The 19119-nt window shown below is 54.5% G+C and carries 19 protein-coding genes, 1 tRNA gene and 1 pseudogene; 9 read left to right on the forward strand and 12 right to left on the reverse strand.

The window, feature by feature from the left end; genetic code table 11:
- The first annotated feature begins 63 nt into the window (after nucleotides 1-63).
- The 6 genes from ACP2AU_RS01470 to ACP2AU_RS01495 all read left to right on the forward strand — a co-directional run bounded on the left by ACP2AU_RS01470 (nucleotide 64) and on the right by ACP2AU_RS01495 (nucleotide 4908).
- Nucleotides 64-807, forward strand: coding sequence for a CDP-alcohol phosphatidyltransferase family protein (locus ACP2AU_RS01470; protein ID WP_426373997.1), 744 nt, complete (start codon nucleotides 64-66; stop codon nucleotides 805-807).
- Nucleotides 788-1393, forward strand: a complete 606-nt coding sequence (locus tag ACP2AU_RS01475; RefSeq protein ID WP_426373998.1) for a YceI family protein — start codon at nucleotides 788-790, stop codon at nucleotides 1391-1393. The genes ACP2AU_RS01470 and ACP2AU_RS01475 overlap by 20 nt, the downstream gene beginning before the upstream one ends.
- A gap of 129 nt (nucleotides 1394-1522) precedes the next feature.
- Nucleotides 1523-2587 (forward strand): hypothetical protein, encoded by a 1065-nt coding sequence (locus ACP2AU_RS01480; protein WP_426373999.1) that lies wholly within the window; start codon nucleotides 1523-1525, stop codon nucleotides 2585-2587.
- A gap of 38 nt (nucleotides 2588-2625) precedes the next feature.
- Nucleotides 2626-3714 (forward strand): hypothetical protein, encoded by a 1089-nt coding sequence (locus ACP2AU_RS01485; protein WP_426374000.1) that lies wholly within the window; start codon nucleotides 2626-2628, stop codon nucleotides 3712-3714.
- A gap of 114 nt (nucleotides 3715-3828) precedes the next feature.
- Nucleotides 3829-4788, forward strand: a complete 960-nt coding sequence (locus ACP2AU_RS01490; protein WP_426374001.1) for a DMT family transporter — start codon at nucleotides 3829-3831, stop codon at nucleotides 4786-4788.
- 43 nt (nucleotides 4789-4831) lie between these two features.
- A tRNA-Val gene (locus ACP2AU_RS01495) sits at nucleotides 4832-4908 on the forward strand.
- Between the two features lie 610 nt (nucleotides 4909-5518).
- Here the strand turns inward: ACP2AU_RS01495 and ACP2AU_RS01500 are convergent.
- The 5 genes and pseudogenes from ACP2AU_RS01500 to ACP2AU_RS01520 form a co-directional block, all read right to left on the reverse strand.
- On the reverse strand, nucleotides 5519-6955 hold the full coding sequence (locus tag ACP2AU_RS01500) for a hypothetical protein (RefSeq protein WP_426374002.1): 1437 nt from the start codon (nucleotides 6953-6955) through the stop codon (nucleotides 5519-5521).
- 35 nt (nucleotides 6956-6990) lie between these two features.
- Entirely contained in the window at nucleotides 6991-7674 is a 684-nt protein-coding gene (locus tag ACP2AU_RS01505; RefSeq protein ID WP_426374003.1) for a hypothetical protein, read from the reverse strand.
- Nucleotides 7675-7791: 117 nt separating this feature from the next.
- Nucleotides 7792-8079, reverse strand: coding sequence for a hypothetical protein (locus tag ACP2AU_RS01510; protein WP_426374004.1), 288 nt, complete (start codon nucleotides 8077-8079; stop codon nucleotides 7792-7794).
- Nucleotides 8080-8375: 296 nt separating this feature from the next.
- Nucleotides 8376-8723 (reverse strand): annotated as a pseudogene (locus ACP2AU_RS01515) (type I restriction endonuclease subunit R); the annotation flags it as partial.
- A 38-nt stretch (nucleotides 8724-8761) separates the two neighbouring features.
- Nucleotides 8762-9325, reverse strand: a complete 564-nt coding sequence (locus ACP2AU_RS01520; RefSeq protein ID WP_426374005.1) for a recombinase family protein — start codon at nucleotides 9323-9325, stop codon at nucleotides 8762-8764.
- Nucleotides 9326-9667: 342 nt separating this feature from the next.
- On the opposite strand from ACP2AU_RS01520, the gene ACP2AU_RS01525 reads away from it, so the two are divergent.
- Nucleotides 9668-10837 (forward strand): MerR family transcriptional regulator, encoded by a 1170-nt coding sequence (locus tag ACP2AU_RS01525; protein WP_426374006.1) that lies wholly within the window; start codon nucleotides 9668-9670, stop codon nucleotides 10835-10837.
- Between the two features lie 98 nt (nucleotides 10838-10935).
- Here ACP2AU_RS01525 and ACP2AU_RS01530 read toward each other — a convergent pair whose 3' ends face one another.
- The 6 genes from ACP2AU_RS01530 to putP all read right to left on the reverse strand — a co-directional run bounded on the left by ACP2AU_RS01530 (nucleotide 10936) and on the right by putP (nucleotide 16721).
- Nucleotides 10936-11718, reverse strand: coding sequence for a BCCT family transporter (locus ACP2AU_RS01530; RefSeq protein WP_426374417.1), 783 nt, complete (start codon nucleotides 11716-11718; stop codon nucleotides 10936-10938).
- A gap of 203 nt (nucleotides 11719-11921) precedes the next feature.
- The gene (locus ACP2AU_RS01535) at nucleotides 11922-12860 is read right to left on the reverse strand and encodes a biotin-dependent carboxyltransferase family protein (protein WP_426374007.1); all 939 of its coding nucleotides are present in this window, start codon (nucleotides 12858-12860) and stop codon (nucleotides 11922-11924) included.
- Nucleotide 12861: 1 nt separating this feature from the next.
- Complete coding sequence (pxpB, locus tag ACP2AU_RS01540; RefSeq protein ID WP_426374419.1) at nucleotides 12862-13575, reverse strand: 5-oxoprolinase subunit PxpB; 714 nt, start codon at nucleotides 13573-13575, stop codon at nucleotides 12862-12864.
- Complete coding sequence (locus tag ACP2AU_RS01545; RefSeq protein WP_426374008.1) at nucleotides 13572-14321, reverse strand: 5-oxoprolinase subunit PxpA; 750 nt, start codon at nucleotides 14319-14321, stop codon at nucleotides 13572-13574. The genes pxpB and ACP2AU_RS01545 overlap by 4 nt, the downstream gene beginning before the upstream one ends.
- A 30-nt stretch (nucleotides 14322-14351) precedes the next feature.
- Nucleotides 14352-15221, reverse strand: a complete 870-nt coding sequence (locus ACP2AU_RS01550) for an urea carboxylase-associated family protein (protein ID WP_426374009.1) — start codon at nucleotides 15219-15221, stop codon at nucleotides 14352-14354.
- A 21-nt stretch (nucleotides 15222-15242) separates the two neighbouring features.
- The gene (gene putP / locus ACP2AU_RS01555) at nucleotides 15243-16721 is read right to left on the reverse strand and encodes a sodium/proline symporter PutP (RefSeq protein WP_426374010.1); all 1479 of its coding nucleotides are present in this window, start codon (nucleotides 16719-16721) and stop codon (nucleotides 15243-15245) included.
- 148 nt (nucleotides 16722-16869) lie between these two features.
- On the opposite strand from putP, the gene ACP2AU_RS01560 reads away from it, so the two are divergent.
- Nucleotides 16870-17769: a LysR substrate-binding domain-containing protein gene (locus ACP2AU_RS01560; protein ID WP_426374011.1), complete on the forward strand. Its 900-nt coding sequence runs from the start codon at nucleotides 16870-16872 to the stop codon at nucleotides 17767-17769.
- Nucleotides 17770-17772: 3 nt separating this feature from the next.
- On the opposite strand, the gene ACP2AU_RS01565 is transcribed toward ACP2AU_RS01560, so the two are convergent.
- Nucleotides 17773-17943: a DUF2897 family protein gene (locus tag ACP2AU_RS01565; RefSeq protein WP_426374012.1), complete on the reverse strand. Its 171-nt coding sequence runs from the start codon at nucleotides 17941-17943 to the stop codon at nucleotides 17773-17775.
- 164 nt (nucleotides 17944-18107) lie between these two features.
- On the opposite strand from ACP2AU_RS01565, the gene ACP2AU_RS01570 reads away from it, so the two are divergent.
- Nucleotides 18108-18923 carry a pseudouridine synthase family protein gene (locus ACP2AU_RS01570; protein WP_426374013.1) on the forward strand — a complete coding sequence of 272 codons (816 nt, stop codon included), beginning with the start codon at nucleotides 18108-18110 and terminating at the stop codon, nucleotides 18921-18923.
- Nucleotides 18924-19119: the final 196 nt, after the last annotated feature.

Genomic DNA, 19119 nt, shown 5'->3' on the forward strand with positions numbered 1-19119 from the left:
GCGCAGCGATGCTGACGCAAAACAGATTCAAAACATTCACAGGCTATACGGAAGCAATGGCGGATGGATTCCACCGGTACGTCGATAAGAGGCAAGCTCAGCCTGTCACTGGATCTGGCCCTGGGCTTTCTTGGCCTCGCGGCTGTGATGCTCGTTCTTACGGCCGCTTTTGGCCTGCCGGCCCAATTCTGGCTGATATCCCTGGTACTGTATGTCGGCCAGGGTCTGCTTATTGTCCGGTACTGGCCGAGGCAAACCGATTTCGGCTGGGCCAACCGGGCAACCCTGCTGCGCTCGGTGTTGGTATTGGCGTTGGTGGGCTGGGCCCCATACCTTGGTGGCCAAGCAATTCCCGCGCTCTGGGCCTATGCCATCCTGAGCCTGGTTGCCCTGCTTCTTGACGGCGTAGACGGCAAAGTAGCGCGGGCAACGGGCAGCCATAGCACCTTTGGCGCCCGTTTCGACATGGAGCTGGATGCTCTGTTTATACTCGGCCTTTGTATGGCGGTTATCGCTCTGGACAAAACGGGAAGCTGGGTACTCGCCCTCGGCCTTATGCGCTACCTGTTCCTCCTCGCCGCTGGGCTGCTCCCCTGGCTGAACGCCCCGTTGCCCGACAGTTTTCGCCGGAAAACCGTCTGCGTCTGGCAGGTGGTCACATTGATGGTCGCCGTTGTGCCTCTTACCCCTGCACTTTTCGCCAGCCTGACACTGGGGCTCGCTCTGGCATTACTTGCCTGGTCGTTCTGTGTTGATGTGCGCTGGCTTCACAAAAGGAGACAATCCCATGAAACGCTTATTTCCTGATCTGCTGGCGTCGTCCTTGCTGCTGGTAGCTGCAACGGCAGCACACGCCGAGCCGGCGACGTTTGAAGTGGACGAAGAACATTTCTCCATGAGCTTTGAAATCATGCACATCGGCTATGCCCCGGTCATCGGGATGTTCCGCGACATCGAAGGCAATTTCGAATACGACGAAGAAACCGGTGAACTGAACTCCGGCAGACTGGTGTTTCAGGCCGACAGCGTCTTTACCAATCACGACAAACGCGACGATCACCTACGCGAGCCGGATTTTCTAAACGCCCGTGAACATCCGGAAATCGTATTTTCAGTGAACGATTTCGTGAAAACCGGCGACAACACCGGCGTGGTCACCGGTGATCTGACCATGCTGGGCCAGACCCGTCCGGTCGATGTAGATGTGACCCTCAACAAGGCAGCGGAGTATCCGATTGGCCATGAAGAGTACACGCTGGGTATCAGCGCAGAGGCCATCATCAACCGCAGCGAATGGGGCATGACCTATGCCGTTGAAAACGGCCTGGTGGGCGATGAAGTGCGGCTGCGTTTCGGTTTTGAGGCCATCCGGCAAGGCGGCGGCTGGTTCTGACTTTGAGAACCAACTCGCAATTTCGCCGGAAACCGCGGATGCGCCGGCCTGATTCTTTGCCGTGTCAGGCGGTTCATTCCTATGGTTAAAGGAATACATAATCGGCAATAACAACAACAGGATCGAAGAATGCTGTATCGGGCAATGGGCCTCATTCTGGGTATTACCGCAGGTGTTGCGGGAGTGGTTTGGCTGCTTTCATCTGACAACGAAGGCAGCATTCTCAGCCATCCGCCAATTAAAGCGGCTTCGCCGGATAACGCCGGTAATGGCCAAGAAACGGCTTCCGCAACCAGGGCCCACAAGCCTGGCCAAAAACCGCCTTCCGATAACGCCATGGGGTTCATGCTGGCGAGCGTTGCGGATGAATATCAGCAAACCATCCGTTATCCCGATTATTCCGTTCCACTGACTCCGGCGCAGGCAGAGGCCTATCAGGGCAATCGTTACCACCCGGTGATTTTGCCGCTTGAGGGTGACGGCCGTTTTGTCGTCACCCTCGACAAGTTCCGCTTCAGCCGCGGTGAACCCATTCTGGTGGTGGCCTCCCTGGACGGCCGGCAGGTATTCGGCCAGTCGCTCTCGGCCACTCTCGAAACCGCCGGAAGCCAGGACCAGGTCGAAACAGCAGAGCTGGCCATGTCAGAAACCGGCTACTACCAGGGCACCCTGAGCTCGGACCACACCCCTGGCGAATACCGGCTGATTGTTCAGGCGCGGGTCGATGGTAAACCCGTTCGCCATGTGTCGTCGCTGACCATCGAGCCCGATCTGGGCAGCTTCGAGGGACTGGAAACGGCCTATGTGTCGGGTAACGATTTGATCATTCCGGTGCGTTTTGATCCCGAACAATCCGGGTATTACGCCCTCTCCGGGCAGCTTTACCTCGGCGAGACACCGCTGGCACAGCTGCAACAGGACACCGCCCTGGGCAGCAGCGCCGCCACTATCCGCCTCAAAGCTCACGGCAGCGTCCTGGCCAATCGCACCGTGGATGGCCCTTTACAGCTGCGGCACCTGCAGATACGGCGCTTGCCCGCAGCGCCCGGCGACCGTACCGATTATGCCTTTGGCCCCGAAGAGGGTTACCAATTTTCACCGCCGGACCTCAGCAACCTCCGGGACCAGCCGGCGGTGAACCCAGAATCAGAGCAGCGGGCCGCCCTGCTCCAGCAGTTGGCGGACAAGTTCTGATAACACCAAAACAATAAACCGGAAAAACGGAGCAACCAATGACAATGAGAAAAAAAGGATGCCTGACAAAAACCGCGCTGGCGACGGCGCTGGCCGGCGGGCTGTTTGCCACTGGCGCAAACGCACAGCTGGCTGGCCATAACGTGATCCTCGTTCACGGCTTCATGATGGATGATCTGTCTAATCCTCCGGCAAACTTTCAGGAAGTCCGGCAAGCCGGGGAAGATAACTGGCGAGACTACTGGCTAAGCCGGGCTGATGCCCGCATCGATTGGGGCAGCGATGGCCGGGTAGAGGGGCAGATTGCCCAACAGGCCTACCAGCAGCTGCGCCAAATCAGCCAGCAAGGCCTGTGCAATGACTTCTGTATTGTGGTGACCCACTCCACCGGTGATCTGGTTACCCGCCACCTGCTGGAAAACCAGGCGCGCTGGCTGCAAGCGGAGGGTCTGCAACCCCTGAAAATACTGGCAGTGCTGGATATGGCAGGGGCCGGTGGTGGTACAGAACTGGCCGACCTGGCAGTGAGTGTTGCCTACAACGACAGCTGGTACAACTGGCCCTTAAAGCAGGCAGTGAAGGCCTTTACCGGCATTGATCCGGAACCGGACAAACTGGGCGTGGTCAACGACCTGCAAACCAACGTTGCCCGCAACCTCGCAGTCAGCCCCAACAGCATTCCTCGCCTCCGGTTTGTGGGTGGCGGCTCGTCTTACGGTGGCATCACCAAACCTTTCATTGATGGCACGGATGACGGTGTTGTGCCCACCCACTCCGCCTGTGGCGCAACCAGTGCCAACGGCATCGACTCGTGCTCCGGCAGCATCAGCATGGCCGGCAAGGTCTCCGGGCAGAACGGACCCGCAGGCTTGTATTACAACCACTACCCGGTGCTGATGAGCGAGGGCGCCAACCATGGCGATGTGATCAACACCCAAACCGGCAACACCTCGGTACCCGTCGTCAATAACACCACGCTGAATGGATTGCGCGTGGACTTCGCCAGCCGCACCTACAACCAGCGCCCCTGGTGGCAATTCTGGGGCTCGGGCGATCAGTATGTCGAGGTACCAAATTCCGCCCAGACCAGCGTGTCTAACCTCGTCTACACCACCCTGAACAACTGACCCATTGTTATTCACGCGGCTCAGGGATGAGCCTCTCCCTCGGTTTTCGCGGCTATCTTTTTTAATTCGCAAACTATAGATTAGTCCGCCTGTTCACCCCAAACCGGCTTACTCATGTCTGACGCTCACAAATCCGATATTTATCTGGTGCTCGTTACCTTACTGGCGGCGGTCGGCTGGATGTTTTCCAAAGAGGCGGTGCTGATGATGCCGCCGCTGATGTTTATGGCGGCCCGCTTTCTCATCGCCGGCACGTTTCTGGCTATGCTTGCCCTGCCCTCCCTCTGCAAACTCGGCCGCGACCAGGTCATCCGGAGCCTGGGGGTTGGTTTTGTCTTCGGAATCGCCATGACCTGCTGGATCATGGGCCTGTACCACACAGACAGCATGGGTGAAGGCGCCTTTCTGACCAGCCTTGGGGTGGTCATCGTTCCGATCATCGCGCGGGCGGTATTTGCAGAGCAGCAACCCCTGAGTACCTGGCTTGCCATCCCGATCGCCGTGGCGGGCCTGGCGCTGCTGTCTCTGGAGAACGGCTTCCGCCCTGACCCCGGCCAACTCTACTTTGTTCTGGCCGCAACCATTTTCGCTCTTTATTTTACCCTGAACACCCGCGCGGCAAACCAGCGCACGGTCGTAGACAAACACGGTAACCATCTCGAGAAGCGAAAGGTGCCCGCACTGCCCCTGACCGCCATTGCCCTGCTTACAGTGGGTACCGTCACGTTTGCCCAATCCGCCCTCAGTGAGCACTGGACCCGAACCCTCACGAATCCGCCGCCTACGCTCTACGGTTGGGTGCTTGCCAGTGCCCTGGTGGCCACCGCCGGGCGTTTTCTGCTGCAGACCTACGCCCAAAGCCTGTCAGCAAACAGCCATGGGGTGGTTATTCTGGTATTGGAACCCGTTTGGGTCGCCCTGTTCGCCGTTGCCTGGTTTGGCGAGACTATGTCGCCTCTGCAGCTGGGCGGCTGCGCGCTGATATTCGCCGCCCTTCTGGTTAACCGCTGGAACGCTCTGCGCCGGACCATCAAGGCCATACGCAAACCAAAAAATCCCGCGCAAAGTGGTTGACCAGCGGAACCGAAATCCGTATATTTCCACCCCGTTGCAGGACAGGACCATAGCTCAGTTGGTTAGAGCGCTACCTTGACATGGTAGAGGTCCCCAGTTCGAATCTGGGTGGTCCTACCAATCTTTCAATTACTTAGATTGGCCCTGCGAAAGCCTTGGCAAAATGAAAGGCTTATACAGTATTCGAAAAAGCCGCCTGATGGGCGGCTTTTTTATTTCTGAGTAGCCCCCCCAAGAAATTGCGGCAGCACGGCCACTAGATCTACAACGCCCCTCGCGCACCACTACACAAATCTACTCGCGACGCCACTTTTGGCGAATTTAAACGGACTCCACACCGCTTCTGTTAACACCCCTAAAACGATGCGGAGTTTCTGATAGCGAAAGCGTCGGTCTATCTACCTGAATGTTCGCTTTGCGACCCTTAACGTAACGCCGATTATGCGCAGTCGTCTCAGAGAGACGCTGCTATCCGTGAACACTCTGACCGGCGCTACTTTGGATCGGCTTATGCACAACGACCATCGCTATGCTCTAGCTCTGAACGCCGTTAAAGAGGGGATCACCCTGGAAATTGACTGTTTGACTCCCAAAGCAAACTTTCGGTAAGCGATGTGTTAAAAGTTAATACTCGCATTCAGTCGGTATGATTGTTCACGCTCCCCGGAATTGGCAGAAGTGCGCGATTACCGAATCGCACACCCCTTGAGAACTCAGGCTGGCGAGCCTGTTAATTTTGATCGATAAACTGCCCGAACGCTACCACAGCTGCATTGATATATGGCTCGATTTCGAACACTTGGACCAGAGAACCAGACTGATCACTTTGAACCAGTGTTTCCTTAATTTTAACCATTGAGCAACCGCAAATAGCTGCAACTGATCCGTTTGCAATAACTTGAGAGGTATGCCGGTCGGCAAGAGCTACGTGATGAGTGGTGGCGGAAGGCTGTGAAAAAATAAGCATTGATCCTTTAATCTCCTGAAGCCTCCCGTGAATGTTTTGTGTTTGTATTACCAACGAATCAATATCGTCACGAGAAAGTATGCCTTCCTGCATGTCTTTGAAAACGTCTGAGATAGTACCAGTGTATAACCTGTAACCGTCACGCTCAATCGTGTCTAGGACGGTGGCAAGCAGCCGTTCATATTTCTCTTTTATTGCTTGTTGCCGTTTGGCAGCTTCTCGTTTAGATTCAACCATTGCCGCCAATTTTTTAGTTGTTGATTCGTAATAGGCAAGAAACTCCAAACCATCTTTGTTGAGCGCGTCGAGGATTATATCAAATTTGACGGTTAAATAGCCTTTATACCTATCTCCAGATGATCCAGGGCTTAGGTCATCATAATCTTTCGTGATCGAATATATTGAACTTCTATCAATATCAATGGTGCCGTCGTGAGAGATACCTCTATTTTTTATGCTATTTTTTACTAAGTGAAAATAGTCTGGAATGAACGATGCAGATTCACAAATTGCGTCATTTACCAGTGGCGAGGATTCGTCGCATTTTTTTTCAACAGAGTCCTCTTCAAACCGTGTCAATAACGCGGTTACGGTAGATTTTTCCAAAGCATGTAAGGCAGCCTCACCCGCTTCGTTAAGTGGAGGCTCGTAAGCCGCTAAAGTAGAATCTAGCCGTTGAATTCCCATGATAGGATCATAGCAAGACCAACTCATGCCAACGGTAAATTGGTTCTGGTTCGAACGTTTGGATAGCGAGCAGTTCTCACGAACGAGAGCTTGTAAATTCATATACTCTGTAACGGCCATCACACATTCATCGCTACCGCAGTTTCTCTGAAGGTAGACAGCCTGATTAGATGGCTCATAAGGGTTTAGTTTACCGCTCTCCAAGCTTTCCTTCATTGCTCGTAGTTGAACAAGTTTAGGTAGATGCGTTTCGAAAGATTCCAAAAACTGCACACCCTGCTGTTTCCCTGATTTTCGAAGTGCTTCCTTACATGAGCTAATCGTAGGCTTTCCATAGCAGGTCATATGAATGGCACCAAGGTTTTGAGAGCCATTACGCAGTTCTTTTGGTACCTCAGGACCTTGCATATATGACATGAACTCATTTACGGTGCGCATTGATGTAGTATCTGCAAGTGAGCTCGAAGAAAAAGCAAGCATAAACGCTGCCATAATATGAATAATATAAATCATCAGAAATTCATCCTTTTTTATTTTGAATTTCGTTATTATTTCGGAGTTGGCGAGTGGGTAAATGACGGTGAATTTAATTTATGTTGTAATAGAAGGTTGGTAACATGAGAATTAAAACTTACTTTATGTAGATATGACATACCAACAGTTACAGAGAAAAAGAAAAGGTTAGTTAGTATTGCGCTGGCTAGGATAACGGAGGTCATTTCCGTTGACAGGTACCGGTAATCGATTTTTGCCAAATGAATGAAAGTGCCCAGCGCTACAAAACCGGAAAACCAGGCAAGCACAGTAACAACGATCGGTGTCTCATATACCGGGGGAACGAATACTTGATCAGACGGAGAATGACCGGACTCCTGACCTGGGAGTGAAGCAACAGTTGATGTATCCTTCGTGGTAGTTGAGCTGGTTGTCGGCGCTAGTTGAATGGGAGGTTTCAGTGTCTGCCCCTCAAATGAAAGATTCGCATCGCCACTGACATCAATAGACGGGTCGGGTTGCATTGGGTGCACTGTGAGATCAGTGCTGGATACTGACACGCCTTCAATAAGAGCCCAAGTTCTACCAGTCCGAACATTCGTTGAAACTACTCTTTCCCCACTTTTAATTAGTTTCTCCACCTTTTGCCTAGCCGAAGGCAGACTATTTGCGCTGACGGCTATAGCGTCAAGTCCAGATCTGTTTAGTGATGAAAAAACAAAACGATATATCGCCATAAATACTCCAAGGGGTTAATAAATTTAGTATCGTGTTCAAAATGCATTAGCTGCATGTAGGGACAAGTTTGAGCAGACCTGGATCAATACGTTCGGCGTTGTTTTACACTTAAAAAACTATTCATCATGAAAAACAAAGCCTTTCGCTCTAAGCCGAGCGCGAGCTGCCTCTCGCGTCATTACCAGTGGTTCTTCATTTTTCTCGGGGGCTGAATCTGTATTAGATCCTTTCAATGCATTATCTTCAGAGTCATCCTCAGGTTTCGCTTCATCAAACATCGGTTTACCTGAAAATAGGCAGTAAATCGCATAGAGTGGCAGTGCGAATATACCAATGATTAACACTAGTGACCCTACTATCAGAAGGGCTAAGAATGGCAGGTCTCGCTGACGAATTTTAGCCATGACTGTTACATCCTTGGGCCGCGCGGTAGGTAACCTTTCTCGTTCTTGTCTGGAACAGGAAGCTTTTGATTTATCATGTATCGAATTAGGAACTCTTCGTAGTCAGGATGCCATCCATCCCAATTCAAATCCCAGCATTTCTCGCAAACGGTAAGCTTGTATAGTTGAAGCCTTACTCCTTCGTATCGACCAGGCCCCATCTGATAATTTGATCCACATAATGGACAACTCTTTATGAGTGGATCCATGCCGTTATCCTCCATCACTTTTTTGTTTTCCCAAGTCGGACTTATGTTACTCGCGAGAAGTTGCAAAATTAGGAGAGTATACTGTCCTTGGCTCGTTGCGCTTTCCAAAATCTCCATTGATAACTTCTCTTGATCCGTCATGGAATCCAGTACGAGATCGGTAAGACTCTTTGGAAACAGCCCATGCATGAACTGATCCGTTGAATGGCCGTTCACTTGCCATCACGGCCTCATCCCGGCGAACACGATCCGTAATACCGTTGGCAAAGTGTAGTTGGTCCTCATCACTGACGTCGGCCCCAAAAATATCGTTTAGCTTTTCGATGATTTCGGCCAGGCGTTTTTCTCCGGATCGTGGGGCTTTCCGGTACCGACACCGGTAGTTGTGTCCAGTCCATCAGGGTCGCTCTCCCCCTTGCAGGGCCGCCTTTAGATCAGGCAGCTAATCCCATTCTTTTTAATGCGGCGTTTAACGTAGTGCGGGTCACGCCGAAGTGAGCCGCAACTTCGGTTTTCGTAATTTTAGGGTCGGATAGCATGGCGGCTGCTTTGCGGATATCTGAGTCGGACATTGATGGTTTACGTCCACCTTTACGTCCCCTCGCCCTAGCCGCCTGAATACCTGCCTTTGTGCGCTCTCTAATTAGATCATGCTCAAACTCAGCCAATGCGCCGAAGATATGAAATACCAGGCGTCCGCCTGAGCTGGTTGTGTCGATTGCTTCGGTAAGTGATTTGAAGCCAACTTCTCGATCATTTAGATCCTGGACGATCTCAACCAGGTCTTTCAGTGAGCTTGCCAGCCGATCCAGCTTCCAAACTACGAGAACATCCCCTTTCCGGAGGGTACGAAGGCACTGCGACAGCTCGGGTCGCTCGCGAAGTTTGCCGGTAAACTGTTCTTGGAAAATCTGCTCACACCCAGCTTTTTGCAAAGCATCCACCTGAAACTCAGGATTCTGATCCTGGGTACTGACACGCGCATAGCCTATGATCATTAAACGCACCTTTTCTAATCATAGTTTTTTGTACGTGATTTTTGGACAATAAACAACAGGAAACTACGGTTTTTCGGGGAACCGTCCAAGCGTCCAACAAACGACCGTTTTCTTATATGAGCATAGTTCGGCAAAGAATGTGATCTTTGATCAGGATACGGGAGGGGCCTGCAACTCTGTAGTGACCACGAAACGACGGCCGTTCAAGCCCGATTTTAAACAAAAGCGGACATTGGCCTAGCTTTCGGGACACTGTAGGTTGACTCAAAACCACTTTCGTTGTTGGCCCGTCTACAACTTCATAGTTTACCTTCTATCTGTAGTAGCAAAGTTGGGGGTGTCATGTATCGAATCTCAGAGCTGGCTGCACAGCTCAGTCTATCCCGATCAACTTTGTCGTATTACGAAAGAAAAGGACTAATCACTGGCAAGCGTCAGTCGAACGGATATCGATTTTATGGGGAAAAGGACCTCCAGCGCCTTCGGCTGTTGCAACAGCTACAAGCCGGGGGGCTGAGCCTCCAGGAGTGCAAGGACTGCCTCAATGGCAAGCTCGATAGAGACATACTGCAACGCCGAATGGTGCAGTTGAATGCTGAGATCGAAGCAAAGCAGAGAGCCAGTCGCCTGCTTTCTGCATTGCTCGGTAAAGGCTCGTTGCGTTCCTGGCACCGGGTAACTGACCGGGTCGCACCCAACGCCTACCTAGATTGGATTAAACAGCAAGGCTTCAGTGAGCGGCAAGCCCTGCATTTGAAATGGTTATCTAAAGATATGAATCAACATGACCAATACATGGCCGACTTTATGGCCGTTTTCCAGGGCCTTGACCGGTGGGGACCAGGCTCTGAAGAAGATACTGTTAAAGCTCTGGCCCGAATGCCTATCGTACCAACTCACGTGGTTGATATCGGCTGTGGCAAGGGCCTTGCCACTATCATACTTGCCGGAAAGACTCAGGCTCAGGTCGTGGCCGTGGACAATGAAGCAAGCGCACTAGAGGCATTGGAACAACGGCTTGTTGAGCAAGGCCTTCAAGACCGAGTGAGAACCGAATGCGCAAGTATGACGAATTTGCCATTCCAGACTGGCAGCTTCGATCTCATTTGGGCAGAAGCGTCGGCCTACGTTATGGGCTTTGAGAAAGCGCTTACAACTTGGAAAAAACTCTTGAAGCCAAAAGGCTGCATCGTGGTGAATGATTTGGTCTGGCTTACAGACACGCCAAGTCAGACCGCCGTGGACTTTTGGCATCAAGAATATCCTGACATACAATCAGTTTCTTCACGTGAGCAACAAATTCGGCGGGCGGGATATACGGTAATTGATCATTTTTCCCTGAGCCAGCAGGCATGGACAAATTATTATGAACCTTTGCGTTCACGCCTCAATGAGTTGGAGCCTCAGATGGCAGAATCGATGGCACTGAGCGACATTGATCGAGAAATTGGAATTATTGACCAGTATCTCGGTGAGTTTGGTTATGAGATGTTCATATTGCAGGTCGATTAAGCAGAACGGCTTGCTCCATCTCGAATGTCCGCTTTGCGACCGTACCGCGGATTTGTATGAGCTCATCCGAACCATGCGATTCAGTAACAATGCAATCGTCACTCAATGTCCGGCGTTTTTTCTGGTGGCTGAACGTGGGGGCGTTTGAGCGCAATCACCAGTGCCGGCATAAACGCCAGCAACAGAAGGCTGAATGGCAACCCGCTGGCGATAGCCGCCGACTGCAATGCCTCCAGGCCTCCGGCGTTCAATAGAAACGCTGTGACCATACCTACGCTGGCCATCCAGAAAAACCGTTGCCGCCAACTTGGGTCATTGCCATTGGACGTCAGCGTGGCGACTACCAGCGCACCGGAATCGGCAGATGTGACGAAAAAGACCAGCACAACGATGACCGCGATGCCCGTTGTGATCGCGCTGAATGGCAGGTAGTCCAGCAGGCGATACAGACTTTCACTGGGGGCTTGAGTGACCAACTCGGCAAACGACACCCCGGCAAACAGCTCCAGATACAGAGCGTTGCTGCCGAACACCGTCATCCACAAGAAATTGAACGAAGCCGGCACCAGCAGCACGCCTAGCAGATATTCGCGTATGGTTCTGCCCCTGGAAACCTTGGCGATAAACATACCCACGAAAGGTGACCAGGATATCCACCAACTCCAATAGAAAACGGTCCATTTGGATTGCCAGTTACTGCCGGTGTAAGTTTCGTTCCAGGTCGAGAGTTTTGGCAGGTCATTAATACAAACGCCCAGATGTTCACCGAGCGGTCTTGTATAACAACAAAACCCATCAAAGCGAGAATAAAAAGCGCCGAGAATATCAGTAAGCTTCGTCCCCTGAACACTGCCATCACCCCATACTCCCTGTTTGAGGATAAGCTATCCCCGCGGCTCGCTCTGAGCCGCCAGCGCATCCTGTCGAATTTGAAGTCGGCGCTACCCTGCTTCAAAACGCCGGGACCGTGGATGGGTAAAGGCACCTATTCATTTCCCGTAAGTGGACAGTGGAACCCCCAAACAACAACAGATTCAATTAGGGAGCACCCCTGACGGAACCGCGCTGGCTTTCACGCCTTAAATCAACAAAAGGCCCCGAGAAATTCCAGATAGGCGTGGTGCGCGCGGTCCAGGGGTATCGGCCGGAATCTCACATGCTGGCCGGGACGGCATTGGGCAAGTCGGCTGCAAGCCAGGGGGGGCAAGGTGCCCAATCGAGGGTAACCACCAATGGTCTGGCGGTCGTTGAGCAATACGATCGGCTGGCCATCTGGCGGGACCTGCACCGCCCCGAGCGCCAGGCCTTCAGACACCATACTGCCGACAGTTGAGCGGAGTACGGGTCCTTTCAGGCGAATCCCCATACGGTCAGAGCGGTTATCCACCGCCCAGGCCCGGTTGAAGAAATCGAACAGACTGATGCCCCGGAAGTCCCCGGCCTGTGCACCCAGAACGAACTCCAGAGTGGGTGGCTGATCGTAGTCAGGAATCTGGTCTGCCGGCATCACCCGCAGGGCCTGGTTTTCCGGGTTATCGACAGGCACAGCCCGAAGCTCATCGCCCGTACGAAGCGCCCCCCCCTCGCCGTCGTGCCCTCCCAGTTTTTCCCGGGCAACCCCGGACACACTCCCCAATACAGGCTCTGCCGCAAACCCGCCCTCAACGGCAAGATAGGCCCGTAATCCGGCTTTCGGGGCCTTGAATGTCAGCCGCTGGTTCGCGGTGACTTTGAAGGACGCCCAGGGTGAAACCCGCTCACCGTCCAGCGTGGCACCCAGATCAGCGCCCGCCAGCGCCACTGTAAGCGTCCGGCTTGCCTCAAGCGTTAAGCCGCCAAAAGTCACTTCCAGAACGGCGCAGCCCCAGGCATTGCCGGCCAGCCAGTTCGCCCAGGCCCAGGCGTGTAAATCGGCAGCACCACCCTGGGTAATGCCCAGGTGACGGACCCCATACCGGCCCGCATCCTGAAGCGATGCGGATGGCCCGGCCTGAACGACCCTGAAAGCGGATTCCGTTGGCATATCAGTGGTCCTCCTGGGGCGTTGCATCGCCTCCCAGACGTAAAAACTCTTCTTTGCTGACCGGCACCAGTTGTACCCGGTCGCCAATCTGGAGAAAGCTCATAGGCTGCCGGCTTCGTTCGAACAGGGTCAACGGGGTACGGCCAAGCAGGTTCCAGCCACCGGGTGATTGCGTGGGGTAGGCCGAGGTTTGCCGCCCCGCAAGTGCCACGCTCCCCGGATAGACGCGCGGCCGGGGCGTTGACAGCCTTGGCGCTTCCAGCCTGGGGTGCACCGAGCCCATAAAGGCAAACCCTGGCGCAAAGCCCAGTGCGTAAACCCGGTACTCCTGGCCAGTATGCAGGGCAACCAACTCCTCCACGCTCATGGACTTCTCCCGGGCAAGCCGCTCCAGGTCCGGGCCTACCGATGGGCCGTACCAGACCGGAAGTTCACGCAATTGACCGCTGGACTCAGCCGTGGCGGGCGACAGATCGGCAAGCAACGTGTGCAGTTCCCGCTTTGCCTGCTGGGGGTGCAGCCGTAACGGGTCGTACTGGACTAGAACGGTGGTGTAAGACGGCACAAGATCGACCAGAGCGCCTCCAAATGCCTGCTCGCATTTCCGGGTTAATGCCAGAACCCACGGCAGATTGCCCTCGTCAATATCCTCGAACAGCCGAACCAGCCAGGCGCCGACACCGGCGTTCTCGATTGCAGGGAGCCGGCGCATTATCCGGCCCTCTGGCCGAGGGCTTCGCGGATGGCCCTGGCCGCCCGTATGGACGCCTCGTTGTCGCCATGCACACAGAGCGTGTCGGCATGGAGAATCAGGTCGGCCCCTTCGATGGACCGGATCGCCCTGCCCTCGGCAAAGCACAACGCCTGATCCACAATGATCTGCTGATCATGGTGAACGGCACCTTCCTGTGTGCGTGAAACCAGACGGCCATCCTGGTGATAAGCCCGATCGGCGAAGACTTCAAACCATAGTTGCAAGCCATGCTCCCGGGCCAGTTCGCGCACCGGCCCGGAGTCTGGCGTGGCCGGCACCATCAACACCAGGTTGTCGCCGAAGGTGCTGACCGCCCGCATCACCGCAGCTAACAGTTCATGATCCCGCGCCATGTCGTTATAAAGTGCGCCATGGGGCTTTACATAGTGCAGAGCGGCCCCTTCTGACCGGCACATCGCCGCCAGCGCACCTATCTGGTACAACACCAGATTCTCCACCTGTTGCGGCGAGCAGGCCATGGAACGTCGCCCGAAGCCGACCAGGTCCGGGTAGGCCGGGTGGGCTCCCACGGTTACCTGATGCTCGGCTGCCAGGCGCACGGTGGCACGCATGATGTCGGGATCGGAGGCGTGAAAGCCACAGGCAATATTGGCAAGGTCCAGGACCGGCATCACTGCCGGATCATTGCCCATCGTCCAGGCACCGTGGCTCTCGCCGACATCGGCGTTCAGCAGCAATTTGGCCATGGTTTCACACCTCCTCAGGTTTTACCGAATTCAGCAGCAATTCTGTTGTTTGATGGCGGCCCAATCAATCCCGGGATTCTGGCGCCCATGCTTACCTTTATAAGGTGCATACTCCGGTGATTTCCAGTTCCGGAGCAGGTCCGAGTCTACCCGATAGATCTCAACCCCCAGCGGATTACAGGTCTGCAGCGGATCCTGGGCGTTTTCACCCCAGAGGTCTACCGACAAGTCACCACCCGGGCAACAAGACATGGCACACAACACGTCGATTTCTGCGAAGAACTCCAGATAATCTCCTTTGCGCGCCGGGCAGGCTTTCATGAAATACTGGTCGTTGCTGTTCAGACCGGTGCACTGGAAGATATTGAGAACATCGTGCACATCGAATTCGGTCAAACCGTAGGGTTCAACCGCCCTGACCAGGTTCGAATGGCAGTGAAAATCAAAATCCTCTCCCGTCAGCAGGCGGTTTACGTAGGGATCACACCGGGTGCCGAGCAGGTCGTGCACGCGCCCGCCTTCGTCGTCCACCCCGTAATCCGCCATGGTGTCGTCGATAATGGTCGCCATCGGGCGCAGGTAAGGTAAGGTGGACCACAAGCGATCATAGGTGCTCACGTGCGCGCGCTGGAGCTGGCGGGTGCGGGACGCCCACATACGCTCTCTCGGGTTGTGCAGGCTCCACATATTGAAGTCGCCGACCTGCGGCCCATCGGTCACTTTCACCCGGAACACGTGCCCGGCAGGCACAGTCCAGGCCAGACCGTCCCGCAGGGGGACGGTATGGGTTTCGACCAGCTCTCGCTGTGTGCTGGCTTCTGTCAGACTATCGTAGAACCCTTTGTCGACATCCAGAATGGAGCCCTTGGTTGCGCGGTATGCGGCGTGTACATCAGACATTGTCAGTTCCTCCGGGAAAGATCAGTTGTTGGCGTTTTTCGGCTCGTTGAAATGCACCATCAAACCATCGAATTGCTTTGCCTCGCGCCGGCCATCCGTGAGCAGGCTCACCGCGACCACCGCCAGACAGGACAGGGCAAAACCGGGTACCACTTCAAAGATATCGAACAGGCCTCCGGGACCACCGGTCAGCGGCTTCCAGATGGCAACGGTGGCAGCACCCACCACCAGGCCGGCAATGGCGCCGTTTCGGTTCATACCGCGCCAGAACAGGGAAAACAGTATGACGGGCCCGAAAGCTGCACCGAATCCACCCCAGGCATAGGCCACCAGATCAAGAATGCTGCTTTCCGGGTTTGTTCCCATAATGGCCGCCAACAGAGCAACAGCAGCCACACTGAATCGACTCAACCACACCAGCTCTTTCTGGCTGGCGTTCGGCCGGATAAAACCGCGGTAAATATCTTCGGCAATGGCGCTGGAGCACACCAGCAATTGAGAATCGATGGTGCTCATGATGGCAGCCAGCACACCCGCCAGCACAAAACCGGCCACCCAGGGGTTAAGCATGGTATCGGCCAACAGAATGAAGACCCGTTCGCTGTTCTCGAGCGCGCCGCCATACCAATAGTAACCGACCGCACCCACGGCAACCGCCGAGGCCATGGTGATGGCAGACCAGACCATGGCGATACGACGGGAAACCTTCACATCTTCACGCTTGCGCAACGCCATGAAGCGGACAATCACGTGCGGTTGGCCGCAGTAACCAATGGCCCAGCCCGCCAGCGAAATCATCCCCAAAACAGTCAGACCCTCAGTCCAGCCCGGCAATGCGGCAATCGCATCGGAGTTTGTTGAACCGGTTTCTCCGTTCATCAACGCGATGGCGGTCATCACGGCAACCACAAACAAGGCGGACGCCATCATCAGGCCCTGCACAAGGTCGGTCCAGGAGGCCGCTGAAAAACCGCCCAGAAAGGTGTACGACACAATTACTGTCGCGCCAACCCAGAGTGCGACCGAGTAGTTCATATCGAACAGGCTTTCAAACAGGAGGGCCCCGCCCACCAGGCCGGCGGACACGTAGAAGGTGAAGAACACCAGCATGACCACCGAAGACACAGTACGGAGAATGCGCTGCTGGTCGACAAACCGGGCTTCCAGGTAGTCTGGAATGGTCAGTGCGTTACCGGCTTTCTCGGTAAACACCCGTAAGCGCTCGGCAACGAACGTCCAGTTGATATACACGCCAACCAGCGTCCAGACCGCGATCCAGGCCTTACCATAGCCGTCGCTGAAAATTGCGCCCGGCAGCCCCATCAGGGCCCAGCCACTCAAATCAGATGCGCCCGCACTCAGGGCAGCCACGCTCGGGGGCAGGTTTCTGCCGCCCAACACGTAGTCGGAGAGGTTGTTGGTTTTCAGGTAGAAATAGATACCGATCGCCAGCATCATGATCAGATAGATGGCAAACGAGATAATGACAGATGTGCTCATGGCTCACCTCTTGTGTATTTGTTGTTAGCCAGACAGTGCCGCCAGGCCGGATTCATTCCACTTCCTGCAAGGTATTGGCTAGACTATCCTTAAGAAAAAATAATAAAAATTGATTATTATTGAGCGGAATGTTGAATTTGAGTCATGTATGTCGCGCCCTAGCCTGTCTTCGCTGAAAACCTTTGAAGTGGTCGCCCGACTCGGTAGCCTGCGCGCCGCCGGGGAAGTGCTGCATATCACGCAATCTGCCGTTAGCCACCAACTCAGGCGGCTGGAGGACAGCCTGAATGTTCAGTTACTGGAGAAAAAAGGCCGGGGCATACGCCTGACCCCGAGGGGTGAGCAACTGGCGCTGCGCCTGAAGGAAGGTTTCGAGCTGATTGACGAGGCGCTGGATACGGTCACCGGCGCTACCGCGGTTGAGCAGATCCGGATCATGTGTCTGCCATCGGTAGCCGTGCGTTGGCTGATCCCCAGGCTGAACCGTTTCCGCGCACTCCATCCGGATTACGCCATCAGTTTTCAGTACATTGACTCGTCCAGCACGGATGTACCGCCCGATATCGATGTCCAAATCACCTGGTTCGACGGTAACCCGCAGGGCAATTTCGCAAAAACCAGGCTGTTCAAAGGCGATACAGTGCCGGTGGCCAGCCCTCTCTATTTGCAAACCATCGCGCCGATAAACCACCCACGGGACCTACTGCGGCTCGATCTGTTGCACGATGCAACGTCTGATCCCTGGCGTTACTGGTTTCAAGGGCAGGGACTGAACCCCAGCCATCTCGAGAGAGGTATGTTTTATCAGGATTTCAACCTGCTCAGCTCGGCTGCAATCGCGGGCCAGGGTGTGGCCCTCTGCCCTCCCCGCCTGATTGAACAGGAACTCGCCAACGGCACGCTGGAGGTTCTGTTTACAGAGCGGGCCAACACCGCCCGCGCCTATTGGCTGTTTTCTCACCCGGAACCAAGGCCGGCCGTGGGTGAATTCACCGAGTGGCTGCAGCAAGAAGCCTGCGAGCCTGAAGCGGACTTCGGGGCAAATTGAGAGTTACCATTGCTCGTCTTCCTGATCCTGCTTTTCCGCTTCTTTCTTGCGTTGTCGGATTTTTTCGAGCTTCTCCCGGGGGATGTTCATGTTGGCACTGTCCCGCAACAACAACAGACTTCCGACTACCATGGCAAAGGCAGCGAAAATAAAAAGCCAGCCGATTAGGGGCATAACCTGTCTCCGGTAAACCTGATTTCTTCAGTGTACACGCCTGTTCGCACCTGGGGTAACCACCAATAGCGTTCTCTGCGTGACCTGAAACGCTTGTTCCGCTGCAGCCTGCTCCGTACTATTGCCCTTTCTTCCCGAGAATGGCTTGCTCTGCCTGAATGCCCATGAAAAAAACGTTTGATCTTGTTGTCGATTCTTCCGTTATCGCTGTAGACGCACTGGCCCAGGCCTCCGGCCTGCCCAAGCAGCGTATCAAGGATGCCATGGCCAAAGGCGCCTGCTGGTGGACCGTTAAAGGCAAACAGGTGAGATTACGCAAGGCCAAGCGGGAGCTGAAACCCGGTACCCGGATCCAGCTTTTCTACGACGACCAGGTGCTGGCACGCCAACCCGAGGCTGCCGATATGCTTGAGAACAAAGGGCGTTACAGTGTCTGGTTTAAGCCCCATGGATTATTGTCGCAGGGTTCTCAGTGGGGCGATCATTGCAGCCTGCTGCGCCAGGCAGAGGTAGAACTGAACAAACCCTGCTTTCTGGTCCACCGCCTGGATGCCGACGCCGCAGGTTTGATGCTGATTGCCCACGACAGCAAAGCAGCCGCCGCGCTCTCGGCTTTATTTTCCGGTCGGGCGATGACCAAAATCTACGAGGCGCGGGTAACCGGCGTTCTGGAGGCAAAGGGCCGCTGCATCGACACCGCGCTGGATGGCAAAGCATCGGTAAGCTACGTGTCAACACTCGATGTTGACGACGATGGCAATAGCACCCTGGTCGAAGTCAAAATCGATACCGGGCGAAAGCATCAGATACGTCGTCATCTTGCAGGGATCGGCCATCCGATTCTCGGCGACCGCCTGTATGGCACCAGGGCCGCCGCCAGACTTGAGCTTGTGGCCAAATACCTGGCGTTCGACTGCCCCCTGACACGTCAGTCCGTTGTTTTCAGGCTCAAGACCGGCCGCGATCACCCTCCTGCCTGAGGGCATACAACACTCCACGCAATTGTCAGCTTTTTATACACCGCTCGTTCCGAGTGTTTCAATAAAACCTGTAAGCCGCTGATTTACCGTATCAAATAAAAACACTCAAGAAATGGTACGCACTATGCTTTCGTCCTGTTACGCCCGACGACATAACGGGTGACAACGACTGAAACCGGGACGAGAGGAAACCCAC

This window comes from Marinobacter sp. VGCF2001 (genome assembly GCF_049943275.1).
Classification (GTDB): Bacteria; Pseudomonadota; Gammaproteobacteria; order Pseudomonadales; family Oleiphilaceae; genus Marinobacter.